Raw genomic sequence first — 16,571 nt, 5'->3', positions numbered from 1 at the left:
ATTATAATGCCATAAAATCAATAATTGACTTAAAATAGCTGATAAATTTAATTATATTTAGCTTTAAGTGGTAGTTTTGTTGCACTAGATTATCACAATTTTTGCAATTGCTTAGATTCCTCTTCTATTTCAAGATCCTGAAGTTCTGATTTTGTTGATACTAAATGATAACGCTCTAATAATAGTGGTATGGTTTTATTACCGGTATCTACTCCTAATTTCTGTAGTTGTTTAGCTCGAGATAATAAATGCCTATTAAAAGACCCAGCAAATTTATCGTAATTATTAACCATTCCTTGAATATTAGCACCAAGTTTCTGTGAATGTTCGGCAATTGAAACAATAGATAATAATAATTTTCTGACCTCATCAAGAATAAGTTGATGATTCTCAGCACGCATCTGATCTGTAATTTGGAACTTCGCAAAAGACAGCATATTCATCAGTCCAGTGGGACCAACTGGAAAAATATTAGCTGCCCACGCTTTATCCATAAAATACTGATCAGCATTAATAATCTTTTCAACAGCATGTTCAGTAGGCAAAAACATTAAAGTAATAATATTATTAAATTTGCTACCATCATGCTGAAAATTAGTTAAAATATGCTCGGCATAATCTTTGTTGCTTAGCGATTTTAGGTGACTATTCATAGTCTTTACCAGTTGTTCAGGCTCATGATCATTCAGTAAGAATTGAGAGGCCTTAGCGTCAATAATCATTAAATTACCTGAGGGTAAAAAAATCACGGCATCAGGTCTTAATTTAAAATGCTCAAGACCATTAATATTATATTGAATAGCAAAATCCAGTTTGTTTCTAAGCCCGGAAGATTTTAGAATATTCTCCAATGTAATTTCAGCAAACCTTCCGGCACTAGTCGGCGATAGTAGCGCTTGTTTTATCACCTGCACTACTTCCTTAGATTGTTCAATATCTTTATTTAATACTCCAATCATGTTAAGTAAACGCTCAAATTCACCGTGAAATTTTGTTGTAGTTGCCGCAATATTTTTTTCTGATAATTCACGCACTTCCTGACTTTCACGTTTGTGAATCTCAATTAACTGTTTAGACAACTCATTGCCTAAATCAAATAATGTAGCTTTGGCTGAAGCTAACGATTCATCTCTGGTTTTATCGGTAGCAGCTGCTATTTGTTGTAGATAACTCACATGAGCATTAAGTTGTTCAATTGTTTTAAGATAGTTGATATTTTCCTGCTGTAACAACTGGTTTTGTGTGATTAATTTTTGGTTGTTATCAGCTGATAATGTTAGGTGGGTTTTAAGTGCAGCAATTTTGTAACAAAGTATAAGTGTTACTATGAACACTCCACAAATTATAGTTAATACCTCCAGTGACATGGATAATCCTTATATGATTGAGTTTGCCAATCATTATGGCAATATCTATAATTAAGATCAAATTAATAAACAAAGGTTTTTAAGAGTATGAGTATTAAGATCAAAATTAAAATATTGACCCAGTCTAGAACTATAATTTTGCCCAATTACGCCACTTTATGCAGCGCTGGTATGGATCTTTGCGCTGATATTACTGAACCAGTAATAATTAAACCAGCCGAGATTCGACTTATTGCTACTGGCATAGCAATAGCACTACCCATTGGTTTTGAAGCACAAGTTAGACCGCGCTCCGGAATAGCCTTAAAATATGGAGTAACAGTATTAAATTCTCCTGGCACTATTGATGCAGATTACCGCGGTGAGATTAAAGTAATGTTAATTAATCATAGTAAGCAGGATTTTGTAGTAGAAATGGATATGCGCATTGCTCAACTAGTAGTAGCTAAACATGAACGGGTAGTATGGGAAACAGTAGAAGAACTGGAAGAAACAAGTCGAGGCAGTGGTGGCTTTGGCTCTACTGGTTTAACATAATTTGAATTACGTGTAGTTGCAAATCTACAACAATATTTCTAAAATAGAATCACATGTTTGCAAAATTTATATTTTTTTATTATGCTATATTTAGCAGTTGAATATTGCTTTATACTTACCAATCAATTTATTAGGAGATGGTTATGAAAAATAAGCTAAATATCAAAGATGATAGCATAATAAGTAATTATATGTTACAGCAATTAGTTGTAGAAAATCCGCAAGTCATAATCGAGGCAGATCCAATTTATGATATAGCTATAGATAACATAGACGTACAACCAAATCACATCAAAATAATACTTGCAGTATACTTAAGTGATCCCTCTTGCAATAGTGGGGTAATAACTGCGCTTAACCTTGAAGGTAGCAAATTCCCATCTCTCGATTACATCCACAGAAATCTAGATTTACTAGCGCACTTTAAGCAAGAATTAACTCTCAACCAAGATATTTGTTGTAAATATGGATCATATTTGGGGATGCTGATTATAGAGCACATGACTGAAAATCTGGAATCAACACAAGAAATCATTCAAACTACTGGTGATTTTAGCCAGTTAGGCCTTGAGCAAAATGAGAAATCACAGCTTCCAAAAAAAATTATGGAGCAAGAATCAAAACTACCGCAAGACTCATTCACTAATAGCCAACAACATGAAACAGCAACATCATTAAAAGTTAGCAAATTAACTAAGATGCTTGATTTATTATCAAATCATAATGATCAGCTTAGTGGTACGCTAACAATAATCACTAGAACGTTAGTAGAAAACCTAAATCAAGGCTCTATCAATGTTCAAGATCAAGACCTTTCTATGATAGCTTGTCTGATATATTATCGGTCTAACGAGCAAACTTATGCAAAGTTTTGTGAGCAAGCTCTACAAAAACTTTCAATAGGTTCAGCAAATACACAAAAATTAATAGAGTTTACAAATCAGATTTCAACCGAGCCTGACTTGCTTCAACCGGTGAATGAAAAAACGTTGTACTCGAACTTTATACAAAATATAGAAAAGTCTATACTTGAATATCGTCAAAAACAAACCGATAATCAGAATGTAACAGACGTAAAAGGAGTTTTATCTAATTTGCTCTCTGAGTTAGCTTTTGAGTCACCACAGGAGAAGAAAGATTATGTAATGCAAAATCTTGATCAAGGAAGCAAAGCCCTTCTTTTTGGAGAGATATTTCCTGGAGTATTCGATTTTGGTGATCTAAGCCAATAAAACGTGAGGTCACCCGCAGCATAAGCAAAAATGACATTAGCCAAAGAATTGATAGGGTTGTCCACAGTTTTAACGACTTATGATCAACTCATTGCATACGCCCCTAATGGTGGTGTATGCAATGAGTTAAACTTACAACTTACCTATTTACGTCCCTGGTGCAAACATTTATCTAAGCATTTGAGGTTTTATTCCTAGATTCCCGCCGTTGCTGGGAATGACATCGAGTGCGTTATAGTGTATATATCATACATATGCGGTTTGCCAGACCACTGAGTAGATACAAGATAAAGATGAAATAGGTAAACCGCTACGGTCGTTGGCTTATAAATCCTTACAGAACGTAAGATAAGGTGGGTGCCATATTTCTGTGCCACGGCAACAAAAAGAGACAGCTCCCCAAAAAGTTTAATTATAGTTCTCAAGCTTATTATGAACCTTGCGAACTCAAGCAGCCTACCCGAGGTCTAGTCTATCATTTACCAATCTTTTGTGCAAGACTTTCTAGGTAAGTAGCTATACTACTTAAAGTTTCCGCAAATTGCTCTCGCTCATTATGATTATTATCCACTTCAGAGGAGCCCAGTCTATCTTGTAAATTATGTATTTCTTGCTGTAAACTTAATGTAGTTAATATTAATAATAACTCGAAAGGTGCAGATTGGTTAGTTGTTTTTAACTGCATTATTTTGTCGTTTATAGCGGCGGCTAAACTATGCAATAGCTCTTCTGAGCCATCGTTACAAAATAGTTTAAAATTTTTATTATTTAGAGTTATGGTAACTATCGGCATAATAACTTCTTATCTGCTCTAATTCAGCAACATATTTTTCTATTTGATCTACTGTTTGCTGGCAATAATATTCAAGCTGTTGATTTCTATTTTTTAGTTGTCTTATTTCTTCCTGTTGAGCTGCAAGTTGCGTCAATAATTCATCTACCCTTTGGTCGATGTTTTGCATTAATAATTGTAACGATTCATAATTGATGTTCTTCATTTTGACTTCAGTATTTCAATAGACCTCTTCTCACAAATTCAAATATATAATAGTTTATAATTTCTTTTTAAGTGTAGCAATTAACACCGCAATGCCGTTATTGGTCAATATACTGTCAAATTCAGATCTTTGAGAATTAATCATACTAATGCCCTCAGTAATAACATCAGCGATAAGGAATTTTACTGGAGCGTTATTATTAGCTATATTTTTAACAAAATAATCAACCTTAATTGGAGGTTGTCCGTTAGTTTTTATTACTTCAGTTCTCACAATAAATTCATTTGTATCAACTGTTTCAACCTGTTTTATTGTCGCTTTTTCTCCTTTATAATTTTTTACTAAATCAGCATAGGTTTTAATAACATATTGCGAATAACTCTGAATAAACTCTTGCAGTTCTTTTTCAGCTAATTGCTTCTTATAACGGCCTAAAGTATATTTCGCCATCCAGTTTAGATCCAAATTAGCTGCAATCAAAGCCTTTGATTTATTGCTCCGTTCTTCATCAGTCAACTTGGTGTTATGTAGTACTATTTGTGCATCATCAACTAATTTATCAACATATTGATCTACTGCTTTATGCTGCTCATCGGCAAGAGCGGACATTACAATACAGATAATAGAAATACAAATTAGTCTAATTATTTTAATCATTATTATAACTCCTTATTTTATTTACATCTACATTCTTATAGGATCGACATTTAAACCATTTGGGATATTGTTTTTTTGATTCACGATTCTGAAAAATAGCTGTTCTCACAGCAGTATAATAATCTATGGAATTTTGTTCCATGAAATCAGAAAATGACAATAACATTGCTCGATCATGCACTATTTTCACACCAGTCAAAGAAAAATTAAGGTTTTCTGACATACCAACCATAAAATTAAAGCCATTATTAAGTAATAATGTATCGAATATATCTCTACCCATGGCACTACCAAAAAAAGGAAGCATCAGATACGGTCCAGGATCTGCTCCTGCATGCGCCAACGTATCACTAAAAGTTTGCGGTGATGGTGTTAAATCAATTTTGCTGGCAACATCAAAAAGCCCACCTACTCCAAAAGTAGTGTTAATCAGAAACCGCCAAAAGCTTCTCATGCCATCATTAAAGCGCATTTGCAATGCGTAATTAACTGTAGTAAGTGGTGTACTAATATTTTCAAAAACGCTACCTACTCTAGCTTTTATGTAATTATTAGTTACAGCATTATAACCTAAAGCCAGTGGCTTTAATAATAAACGATCTAAAGTAAGATTAAAAATAAATATTTTTCGATTTAATTTTTCATATGGATCATAAACTTCATTACACCTATTGTCTATACCGTAACTATACTTATATTCATCATCTTCAGCGAGTTTGTAAGTAGGTCTATTATTATCACCTGCCACTGCATTGAATATTACCAACCACAATAATGCCCCAAGTAAAAATCTCATGCATACATTCATGGTGATTCAGACTATTTTTTGACAAACAAAAATCGCATATTTATTATTTTCTTTTAAAGCGATCTCAGATATATCTAATATATTAAATTTTCTTTTATCAATTGCATTTTCTATATCTAAAATAGCAAAGATGAATTCTTTGCGTCTGATGGAATAAATAGTGGTATTACTAATCGGTAAACAAAAAGCTAAATATCCCCGGTTATTCAACTTAGTTGCTATACTATCAAAGCAATAACGTAAATCCTTGGTATACGAAAAACCACATAAGCTCAAAATGACATCAAAGGTTTCAGAAGTATGATTAATCACGTCCTGCAAATTATCCTGAATTAACATATCATAAATTTTTACCTTCTGATAATATGTATTGGATAATTCAATCATCCTTTTAGAAATCTCAACGCCTTTTAAAATAAAAGAATCTGGAAAGCGTTTCCTAATTTCATATCCCGCTACACCTATATTACTACTTAACTCTAATATACTATATTGATTTGGTAATTCCTTAATGTGATATAGTACTTTCTGGATAAAACGATAAGGTAAATGAACATCATCACTATAAAGATTATGGGTATAATGTTCAGCAATAAAATCCCGATATTGTTGCCATATTGCTATAGGTATACTATCAAGACGCGAGTAATTTTTAACAAAATCTTTTAATAATATTGTATCAACATGAACAGCTTGTGCTAAATGAAAGGAAGCTTGCTCATAGTTATCTTTTAAGAAATAGCACCATCCAAGCCAATAATGCGCTACTTTGTTTTCTTTATCTAAAAATTTGGTAACTAACTTAAATCGCAATATCGCATCATTTATCTGAAGCTTATTAAGATGGTAAATTCCAAGGTCTAGATTGGTTGTACTTAAATTATTTAATCGATAGTGAAAATCACTGATGTACGTCTTACAAAAGTTAATTTTTGCTTTATACCAATTAGGTAAATTAATGATAAAATGATAACAGGAGCTAATGAGTTTTTTTAAGAAATTATAAATAAAAGAAATCATTCTAGTGATAAACATTGTATTTAATGCCTTGATAGTTATTTGAATTAAAAATGAGTTTAGCATATGACTTCATCATTTTACTAAGTCATATAATCAAAAAAAGTATTTTAGCAGAATTTCTCATAAGTAGCCAGAGATATGAGTGCTAGTCTAATTTTTGCAGTGTAGATATACTTTGCGAACTATATCAATTTATAGTCATCTAGTCATACTGATAAAAAGTATAGTCATCCTGAATACACAACATCATCCTAAATGCACCAACGTCATCCTGAACTTGTTTCAGGATCTCGTCAGGATTTTACGAGATCCCGAAACAAGTTCGGGATGACATCAGGCGTTCAGGATGACTTGCTGTGTTCGGGATGACGTGTGTACTCGACGACGCCAATTCCTGAAATTTAACAAGTACGTAATGTCGATTCTATATCGACTACATCATCAGGCGTAGTCGCATGATACCACTTACATTCCGGAATAACCACTCCGTATACAAGCTGATCATTTAAGTAATATTCTCGTAACGAGAACACTTTTGCCGGATTATTATTAATGAATTCAGGTTTTAGTATACTAATTCCTGAATATATATAATTATAGTGCTCTGTGGTCTTCACTCTAGATAATTTACCATTGGCCAGTAACTCGAAATCTCCATTGCCTTTATAACCTACCGCAGTCTCATAAAGTTGCACTGCAAGTAAAAAATTCATCTTGACCGCATCCCATGATGACGCTAATAGGTCAAAAATATTATGTGGCGCCTGAATAATTACATCACTATTACAAGTAAAGATTGGCTTGTTACCAAGAATAGGATAGGCATTTTTAATTCCTCCACCCGTTTCCAACAGATGGGGTTCGTGAATTAATATAATTTCTGTATTAACTACATGTTGTAACTTAAATTCATTAATAGAATCTACGATTTGCTGATGACAATAATGTGTATTAATAACTATTCTCTTAAAAGGATAAGTAAGTGCTAATTGTAATACATAATGTAATATAGGCGTACCCAAAATAGGAATTAAAGGTTTTGGGCTGGCAGTTGTTAAATGCTGCATTCTTTTACCATAGCCTGCCGCAAATATCATTATAGTATCGATTTGGTATTTTTCTTGATCCATTTTGCTATTTGATTTAAAGATTCATGGGCTAAATCTTGTTCTAAATAAGATAAAATTCTTGATATATATTGTAAATAACCTTTTTGTTGGTCACGCACTGCTTTTCTTACAAAAACACCAAGAATTCTACTGTTACGTTGTGCTCCTAATAGATGATATAGTAAATAACTATCTTGTTTATTTAAATGTGAATTTTGTGAAAGATAATATTCTAAACATTCATTGGCAAATTTTTGATCTACTTCTATTCTTGCATCTTCCAATACTGAGACCACATCATATAATGGAGAACCGATAACTGCGTCCTGAAAATCCAAGAGTCCGATAGCATTAATGCCCACTCGATCAAGCAACATCATATTTTCAACATGATAATCTCGCAGTACTGTGGTATATTCTATTGAATTTAAGTGTTGCTGAATTACAGCTCGCCATAATTCTAAAAATTCTGCTTTTAGCTCTTCATGCAATGGATGATTGGTAACAAAAGGTATATACCAATCAGTATATAGTTCCAGTCCCTGCAGCAGCATATCTGTTGTATGAATATTCAGCTGGCTAATAGGTGTGATCGATTGTAACTTAACCAACAAATCAATAATTAATCGGTAAATTCTTACCTTATTATTATAATCATTATGCTGCAGTAAATACTTACCAATATTCGTATCACCAAAATCTTCCAGTAATAAAAATCCATGAGCAACATCAGCCTGATAAATTTGTGGGGCAGAAAAATTATTGTCGCTCAAAAAACAAGCTATACTGATAAAATCTTCTAACTTATAATATTCCGGCGGTGAATCCATTAATATCATCTTAGCTTTATTGCAAACAACCCGATCATATTTACGAAATGAAGCGTCTATAGGTAAGGCTTGTAGATGAAATTGTTGGTCATGAAAATAATTTCTTAAAAATTCATTTTTTAGTTCAGTGCGTTGAATATTCATATTATTTGTATATTATTTAAATTGGCTTTGCCATATAACTGGATTGCTTCGGTTATGCACTTCGCAATGACTTCTACTCGCATAGCGAGTTTGTATCGTCTCTTTTTCCTTAACTTGACGCGTATACTCTACCAATTGTGCATTCCATGAGAGTATATGGGAGTATATAGGTAGACGAAGATCAAAATTGAGGAAGCACTAGGAGCATCGAAGTCTGCGGAGCGCAAGCAGTTACTTATTTGCTTCGCACCTCAGATCTTTGGATACGATGACACAATTCTCAATTTTCACCGAGTATAGTTTAGTATTTATGCTCAATAGCATATGGCGCAGAAAAAATACCTCTATGATGTCCTTTAACCGGAAGAGAGCCAAGTATTGGTACATGTTTTATAATATTACTGATACCAAATAAAGATGGTATTACTTGACCTCTGAGCTTAATTTTATGATTATTTATATCAATATTACCGGCCATCGTAAAATCAAAATATGGTCCATCAGCTACCGCGTCACTGATGTTAATAATATTATTTTGATAACTAAAATTACCAGTCATATCGGCAAAAACAATATTTTTGTTATTGGTGATAGAGTTTATAAATCCAGGTAAAGACACGAATGACACTACTTTAGTTAAAAATGGCATATTAGTCACCACAAATCTTCTGAAAGTAAAACTACCATCTAAAATAGGTATAATTTCACCAATTTTTACCTGTTGTCGGCTGGTAGTTAAGGTTAATAACATGGTGCCAGCTTTCATATCGTTAAATATACCAATACTTTTAAAGACTGCACCAACATTGTTAGAGGTAATAACCCACTCCTCCTTGTTATCAAAGGTTTTCAGCAGCATTTTTAAGAATTTGCTGCCAATTTTTGAATCCAGATATCCCTTAAAACACCTCACTTGATCACATTTAACCTTCATAACCACATCATCAAGCCATATATTGTGTTTAAGCTTAATTCTATCTATCTCTACTTTAAGATTAGTATCAGTGTTTTCTTTATTCTTTTCTAGAAATTGGAGCATATTTGCTTGAGATAAATCAAGTTGGCTACCTTGGATTTTTGCTGTAAAATTACCGGGTTCAATGTTGACCTCTCCTTTTATGTTGGTATCATAGTGAGTAATTATTGGTAATAGTAATTGATATTTTTTACCGCTGATAGTAATTGAGCCACTAAGATTTAAGTTGTTGTCACCAATTAGCTTGAAGTCAAGAGTGCGCTTAGGTTTAAGTAGATTAGTTGTTAGTTTTAAATTAGCTTTTTCTCCTACAAGTTTATGTATTGATATTTTATTCAAATAAAATTCTAGATTCTTGAGATCAGAAGTAAGACTAATATTGGCATGGTCATGATTACTCTTATATTCAAGGTTAATGATGGCATTGCCAGATAGAAGATTAACGAATCCTAAATTATGATTTGGACCACTGATAGTGGTCTTTACTTGTAATATATTTGAGAATTCCTGTTGATCAATTAGGTTGTGCTGATAATTAAAGCTACTATCAAAGTTATTGATTTTACCTCTACCATTTAAAATTACCGTACTTCCGTCAAACTTTCCTTTAATATGGCTATTGCTGATTTTAAGATTACGATCAAAAATTTCTAAATTAGCATCTGAGACCTCAGTAGAAATATTATAAGAATTCTTAATTAATGGATTGAGTGGAATGATAATTTCAATCGTTGAATTTGCAACGCCATCTAATTTCTTTAAATCAATAGAGGAAGCTTTTAGCTCATTTATAACTTCACTGGAAACGAAATCTATTAGATCTACCGTCGGACCTTTGCTAATAGCATTTACTAACACTGCAGCAGAATCTGGATGCTGCCAATCGAGAGTAATATGACCATTGGAGATTAAACTCTTGCTAGAATAAGCTTGTTTAAGTAATATATGCAAGTCATAACCGGAAAGCAAAACCTCAAGATCTGCGTCTTTAAGCGCAGGAAATACATTGTCATATTTAAATTCAACATTTTGTACGTTGAATTTGCCAGATAAGTTATCTGGAGTTATAATATGTTTATTAAAAAACTCATCATCAAGGTTTAAATTAAATTTACCATTAGTAAGATCTCCAGCTTTAATATATTCATCGATAAATAATACTACCTCATTTTCGGGAAAAATTTTTCCAACGATTTTATGCAGGATTAGTGGTATATTTTTAATAGTTCCATTAACTACAATGTTGTTAGAACCGATAATGCTATTAATTGATAGATAAGATTCATGTGCTAATTGTAAATTGCAATCTGTGGTGGTTAATTTATTTAATACATTATAACTATATTGACATACAGCAGAGCTAGCAGTTGATAAATCTTGATGTGTATTGAAGAGAGTAGAAAGATCTATCTGATCAAATGTAATCTGTGCATCAGCAACTAATTGTAGTAATTTAAAATTATAGTTGATGGAGACATTGCTTTGAACAATTTGTTGATTGTCGTTGGTGTTTAAGAGCAACTTATTAATATTAATGATGCCAGCTGTTGTTTTTAGTTCTCCAATGGTGATCTGGAGATGCTGATTACTTAGATAAGACTCAAGAGCTACTTTTATGTAACGATCAAAATAGCCGTAATATGCACCGAATATTATTGATGCTGTCATAAATAATAACATTGTCAGCGTAAGTAATATTCTATAAAACAGATTCATTCTAGGAATTTTAAGTTAAGTTCTTCAAGTCAATTGCAGAACTTAGAATATATACGATTTAAAAAAGTAAGCTAATGGATATTGCATTTATCGGCGTGGGATATGTCGGATTAGTCTCTGGGGTCATGATGAGTTATTTAGGTCATAATGTTACCTGTATCGATACTGATGTTTTCAAGATTGAGCAGCTGCAAGCAGGTATATTACCAATTTATGAGCCAGGCTTAGAAGAATATTTTAAAGAGGAATTGTACTCCGGTAAATTAAATTTCTCTACTCAATATTCAGCTGTAAAAAAAGCAGAGGTTATTTTTATCACAGTAGGCACTCCTTCGCTAGCATCTGGTGCTGCCGACATAAGCGGTGTTCTGGATGCCATTCATAATATTCAGGATAATATTAACCAAGATAGACCTCTTTTGAAACTCGCTCCCGTGGAGCAAGTGCTAGGAGCATTTGGCGCGCAGGACCGCAATGTACTTAATGTACATGAGGATCCGAGCACCAAGGTGACGACGCAATTGTTCACGGGAGTAGAGTTTCAAAATAGGTCTAGTGTGATTGTCATTAAATCTACTATACCTCCTGGAACTTGTCGCAATATTGACAATGCGCTGCGAATTAAAGGCAAACAATATCACATTGCTTCTAACCCTGAGTTTTTACGGGAAGGTTGTGCTGTACAAGATTTTTTAACACCAGATAGAATAGTTATTGGCACTAATGATGATTATGCCAAACAAATTTTGACAACGCTTTATCAGCCTTTGCTTGCACGTGACATTCCTTTTATATGGACTGACTTAGCAACTGCTGAGTTAATTAAGTATGCTGCCAATTCTTTCTTAGCCACTAAAATAGCTTTTATTAATGAGATGGCTAATATATGTGAAAAAATAGATGCGAATATTACGGAGTTGAGCTTAGGGATGGGATCTGATCATCGAATTGGTATGGAATTTTTGCAAGCTGGTCCTGGTTTTGGCGGTTCTTGTTTTCCTAAAGATATTTTAGCATTATCACAGGTGGCAAAAAATTACGATCTTGATTGCCTAGTATTAGATGCAACGATTAAAGCTAATAACCTTCGATCTCATGATATGGTCAAAAAAATTTGTAATATAATGGGAACAAAGCTCTTGGGGCAAGTTTTCGCAATATTTGGTCTTACCTTTAAAGCGGGGACAGATGATATAAGAGATAGTCCAGCAATTAAAATCATTCAGTTATTGCAAGCTGAGGGTGCTATTATTAGAGTCTATGATCCGCAAATCTTTTCGCCATTGGCTGGAATAGAATGTATAAATTCTGCTATTGAAGCTTGTGTAGGAGCTGATGCAATTATTATTACTACTGAATGGCCAGAATTTCGAGAATTAGATTTTGATATTATTTATCAACAATTAAAAACACCGATCATTATTGATTTAAGGAATATCCTGGATGTAACGCACCTTCAACAAAAAGGCTTTAAATATTATGCGGTAGGTAGACATCATGGCGATTGAGCCGTTCGTCCACTTCAGAGTACAAAGCTCTTATTCAATGCTAGAAAGTGCGCTGACTATAGACAACATTGTTAACCTGGCTAAAGCTGCTGCCATGCCGGCACTTTGTTTGGCCGATCGCGGTAATTTGTTTGGTTCACTGGAGTTTGCAATCAGCGCAAGTAGCCATGGTCTTCAGCCAATACATGGCGCCATCCTTAATTTAGCTATTGTAGAAAATCAATTTGCAGAAATTTTATTAATCGCTAAAGATGATGTTGGTTATCGCAATTTATTAAAATTAGTTAGTTATAGTTTCATTAAGAATGAACGTAAAATTTGTAATCATATTACGCTTGATAATTTAGTTGAATATAGTGACGGTATTATTGCCTTGTCCTGTTATACCGAAGGTGTTATTGGTAAAAATTTACTTAACGATGACTTACATCAAGCTATTAGTTGGGCAAGTCAATTACAGAACATTTTTGGTGATCGCTTTTATTTTGAGCTTATGCGTCATCATCTCGAAAAAGAACGCAGAATCGAAGCCAGTTATATTAAAATTGCTGCCGATCTTGGCATACCCTTGCTTGCCACTAACAATGTATTATTTGCTAATATCGAAATGCATGACGCTCATGACGTTATGCTTTGTATCGCCGGTGGAGTCACTAAAGATCATGATCACCGCAAGAGAGTTAGTAATCAGTGCTATTTCAAATCAAAAGCTGAGATGATTGCATTATTTGCAGATTTACCATCGGCAATAGAAAATACAGTTTGTTTAGCTAAACGCTGTTATTTTATGGCAGAAACTCGCTCTCCAATGTTACCCAGTTTCAGCACTAATCAAGATATTGCAGAAGTTGATATATTACGTCAGGAAGCTATCCTAGGCTTAAATTCAAGATTAGCAATAAAATTACAATATGAAAGTCCTGCAAAAAATAAGAGTGATGAGATCAGGAAGCAGTATCACGAGCGCTTAGAATATGAGCTGGATATTATTTGTCGAATGAACTTTGCCGGCTATTTTTTGATCGTAGCTGATTTTATTAAATGGAGTAAAGAACAAGGAATTGCCGTAGGGCCAGGTAGGGGATCTGGAGTAGGATCAATAGTAGCCTGGAGTTTGTTAATCACGGATCTTGATCCAATAAAATTTGGTTTGCTATTTGAGCGTTTTTTAAATCCTGAACGAATTTCAATGCCCGATTTTGATATTGATTTCTGTCAGGAGCGACGTGAAGAAGTCATAAATTATGTACGTACTAAATATGGAGATAATCGAGTAGGACAGATTATTACCTTTGGTAAAATGCAAGCTAAGGCAGTAATCAAAGATGTTGCCAGGGTTCTGGGGTTAGCGTATAGATATGCTGATTATTTAACTGAGTTGGTGCCGTTTAATGCAGTAAATCCGGTAACATTGGAAGCAGCGATTGCATCAGTTGCGGAATTAAAAGCTGCAGCAAGTGGCAATGGGTTATATAACTTAACAGGCGAAGAAGAAGTAATCAAGCAAGTATTGTCTACTGCACTAGTTTTAGAAGGATTACATCGCCATACATCAGTGCATGCAGCCGGAGTAGTTATTGCTGGGATTGATTTAATAGAATTAGTACCACTATATCAAGATCTTAATTCTAATATGCTAATAGTGCAATATTCAATGAAATATGCAGATTTAGCCGGATTAATGAAGTTTGATTTTTTAGGACTACAAACTCTTACCGTAATTGCTAAATGTCTAGAATTATTGAGAACTCGTGGTACCGAGATAAATTTAGATCATATTCCATTTGATGATCACAAGACTTATCAAATGTTATCTACAGGAGCCGGTACTGGAGTGTTTCAGTTTGAAAGTATTGGCATGAAAGATACTTTAAAACGCCTGCAGCCTGATTGTATTGGAGATTTAATTGCTCTTGGCTCATTATATCGCCCAGGACCAATGGAAAATATCCCGACCTATATAGCTTGTAAACACGGTAAACAGCAACCTGATTATTTACACCCATTGTTAAAACCTATTCTAGAATATACTTACGGCGTAATTATATACCAGGAACAGGTGTTAGAAATTGCTAAGACTCTTGCTGGATATAGCCTTGGAGCTGCAGACTTATTACGTAAAGCCATGGGTAAGAAAGTCAAAAAAGAAATGCAGGCTCAGGAAGAAATTTTTATCAATGGGGCGCATGCAAAAGGCATAGCAATTGAACATGCAAAATCAATTTTTGCAACTGTAGCCAAATTTGCCGGTTATGGTTTTAATAAAGCTCATGCTTCTGCTTATGCAGTAATTTCTTATCAAACAGCCTATTTAAAAGCTAATTTCACCTTAGAATTTTTAGTAACCTGTTTAAATCTTGAGCTTGATAATTTTGATAAAATTAATTTATTTATTCAAGAGGCCAAAAACAACCAAATCAAAGTTATTCCCCCAGATATTAATGTTGCTCGTGGTTATTTTGCTATCTCAGAGGAAAAAACCATAATATACGCACTGGGTGCAATTAAGAATGTACCTCCATCTTTCGGCGAAATGTTAAGTAATGAAAGAGCAAAAAACGGTGCTTTTAAAAATATTATTGATTTTGTAGAACGAATAGAGCCTAAATTACTTAATCGTCGTTTGCTGGAAAACCTTATTAAAGCTGGTTGCTTTGACCTACTCCATCCAAATCGTAATCAATTACTATCTAGTATTTCAAAATTGATGGGGTATGCAGTATCTTATCACCAGGAAAAGGTAACTAATCAATTTAGTTTGCTGAAAGCTGATCATAGTAATAGCTATATTCTTCAAGAAGCATCAATGTTAACTGCTAGCGCTTTATCGTTTCAAGAATTTGAAGTATTAGGATTATTTACAAGATACCACCCATTATCAGAATATTATGATATATTGCAGCAGAATAGTATCTATAATTCAGATACTCTACATTCTTTGCCTCAGGGAATTAGTCAAATTCAAATTGCTGGCGTCCTACAAAAGAAAGATTCCAGGATGTCTGCACGCGGTAGGTTTATTAGCTTACAATTATCAGATCAGTTTAGCATTTTTGATATAACTATCTATAATGAAGAAGTTATAAAAAATAATATTCAGTTGTTAGAACTACAAACACTGGTAGTGGTCAGCTGTGATGTTTTCAAAGACGATGGCGGCATTAAATTGACAGCAAAACATTTTATAGCCCTAAATGATCTTGTCAGTAATACCAAATTTAATCTAAAGCTTTATTCTAGAAATTATTCAGAATTAAGTGAAATTATAGATATACTAAAAATTGCTGATAATGCTGACCAAACTAATGCAGAAATTTGTTTGTTCTTACAAGTTAACGAGTGTTTTATGGCCAAAATTGAGTTACCAGGAAATTTTTATTTAAATACCGATAATTTACTGACTTTGAAGCAATTTGAGTTTAATAAACTAAATCATCCTGAAGGTTGACTGTCACCGTCACCATATAATCGTTAAAGAAAAAGAGATGATTCTAACTGCCTTGCTTGAGTTCTCTATCTTCATTAGACCTCTTCGGAAACTGCATGTAAGAGAGGAATTTTTAGAAAAAACGAAGGCGAGCACCGCAAGCAGTCTCTTTTTGTTGCGGAGCGGAGACAAGTTTTGAGTGAACAAAATTACCGCGAAGATAAGTTTCCGAAGAGGCTTAT

Annotated in this window: 13 protein-coding genes; 4 read left to right on the top strand and 9 right to left on the bottom strand. The window is 33.6% G+C overall.

Going from position 1 to position 16,571, the window contains the following annotated elements:
- Positions 1 to 92: 92 nt before the first annotated feature.
- On the bottom strand, positions 93 to 1,367 hold the full coding sequence (locus Trichorick_RS04390) for a DNA recombination protein RmuC (protein WP_323737818.1): 1,275 nt from the start codon (positions 1,365 to 1,367) through the stop codon (positions 93 to 95).
- 87 nt (positions 1,368 to 1,454) lie between these two features.
- On the opposite strand from Trichorick_RS04390, the gene dut reads away from it, so the two are divergent.
- Complete coding sequence (gene dut, locus Trichorick_RS04385; protein ID WP_323737817.1) at positions 1,455 to 1,904, top strand: dUTP diphosphatase; 450 nt, start codon at positions 1,455 to 1,457, stop codon at positions 1,902 to 1,904.
- Between the two features lie 143 nt (positions 1,905 to 2,047).
- Positions 2,048 to 3,136, top strand: coding sequence for a hypothetical protein (locus Trichorick_RS04380; protein WP_323737816.1), 1,089 nt, complete (start codon positions 2,048 to 2,050; stop codon positions 3,134 to 3,136).
- Between the two features lie 475 nt (positions 3,137 to 3,611).
- Here the strand turns inward: Trichorick_RS04380 and Trichorick_RS04375 are convergent, their stop codons facing one another.
- The 8 genes from Trichorick_RS04375 to Trichorick_RS04340 all read right to left on the bottom strand — a co-directional run bounded on the left by Trichorick_RS04375 (position 3,612) and on the right by Trichorick_RS04340 (position 11,346).
- Entirely contained in the window at positions 3,612 to 3,929 is a 318-nt protein-coding gene (locus Trichorick_RS04375) for a cell division protein ZapA (RefSeq protein ID WP_323737815.1), read from the bottom strand.
- A complete protein-coding gene (locus Trichorick_RS04370; protein WP_323737814.1) occupies positions 3,901 to 4,134 on the bottom strand; it encodes a hypothetical protein in 234 nt (77 codons plus the stop codon). Before Trichorick_RS04370 ends, Trichorick_RS04375 begins: the two co-directional genes overlap by 29 nt.
- Positions 4,135 to 4,188: 54 nt before the next feature.
- Positions 4,189 to 4,791 carry an MlaC/ttg2D family ABC transporter substrate-binding protein gene (locus Trichorick_RS04365; protein WP_323737813.1) on the bottom strand — a complete coding sequence of 201 codons (603 nt, stop codon included), beginning with the start codon at positions 4,789 to 4,791 and terminating at the stop codon, positions 4,189 to 4,191.
- Positions 4,784 to 5,587: an MlaA family lipoprotein gene (locus Trichorick_RS04360; RefSeq protein ID WP_323737812.1), complete on the bottom strand. Its 804-nt coding sequence runs from the start codon at positions 5,585 to 5,587 to the stop codon at positions 4,784 to 4,786. The genes Trichorick_RS04365 and Trichorick_RS04360 overlap by 8 nt, the downstream gene beginning before the upstream one ends.
- 18 nt (positions 5,588 to 5,605) lie before the next feature.
- On the bottom strand, positions 5,606 to 6,682 hold the full coding sequence (locus Trichorick_RS04355) for a class I SAM-dependent methyltransferase (protein WP_323737811.1): 1,077 nt from the start codon (positions 6,680 to 6,682) through the stop codon (positions 5,606 to 5,608).
- A 338-nt stretch (positions 6,683 to 7,020) separates the two neighbouring features.
- On the bottom strand, positions 7,021 to 7,749 hold the full coding sequence (locus tag Trichorick_RS04350; protein ID WP_323737810.1) for a sugar phosphate nucleotidyltransferase: 729 nt from the start codon (positions 7,747 to 7,749) through the stop codon (positions 7,021 to 7,023).
- Complete coding sequence (locus tag Trichorick_RS04345; RefSeq protein WP_323737809.1) at positions 7,716 to 8,702, bottom strand: aminoglycoside phosphotransferase family protein; 987 nt, start codon at positions 8,700 to 8,702, stop codon at positions 7,716 to 7,718. Before Trichorick_RS04345 ends, Trichorick_RS04350 begins: the two co-directional genes overlap by 34 nt.
- A gap of 301 nt (positions 8,703 to 9,003) precedes the next feature.
- Positions 9,004 to 11,346 carry a YhdP family protein gene (locus tag Trichorick_RS04340; RefSeq protein ID WP_323737808.1) on the bottom strand — a complete coding sequence of 781 codons (2,343 nt, stop codon included), beginning with the start codon at positions 11,344 to 11,346 and terminating at the stop codon, positions 9,004 to 9,006.
- A gap of 122 nt (positions 11,347 to 11,468) precedes the next feature.
- Between Trichorick_RS04340 and Trichorick_RS04335 the strand changes: the two genes are divergently transcribed.
- Together Trichorick_RS04335 and dnaE are read left to right on the top strand one after the other, a co-directional pair.
- The gene (locus Trichorick_RS04335) at positions 11,469 to 12,902 is read left to right on the top strand and encodes a UDP-glucose dehydrogenase family protein (RefSeq protein WP_323737807.1); all 1,434 of its coding nucleotides are present in this window, start codon (positions 11,469 to 11,471) and stop codon (positions 12,900 to 12,902) included.
- On the top strand, positions 12,892 to 16,350 hold the full coding sequence (gene dnaE / locus Trichorick_RS04330) for a DNA polymerase III subunit alpha (protein ID WP_323737806.1): 3,459 nt from the start codon (positions 12,892 to 12,894) through the stop codon (positions 16,348 to 16,350). Before Trichorick_RS04335 ends, dnaE begins: the two co-directional genes overlap by 11 nt.
- Positions 16,351 to 16,571: the final 221 nt, after the last annotated feature.

The sequence above is a fragment of the Candidatus Trichorickettsia mobilis genome (genome assembly GCF_034366785.1).
Classification (GTDB): Bacteria; Pseudomonadota; Alphaproteobacteria; order Rickettsiales; family Rickettsiaceae; genus Trichorickettsia; species Trichorickettsia mobilis_A.
The sequence above is the reverse complement of the archived record's forward strand: the minus strand, read 5'-3'. Positions and strand labels throughout refer to the sequence as shown.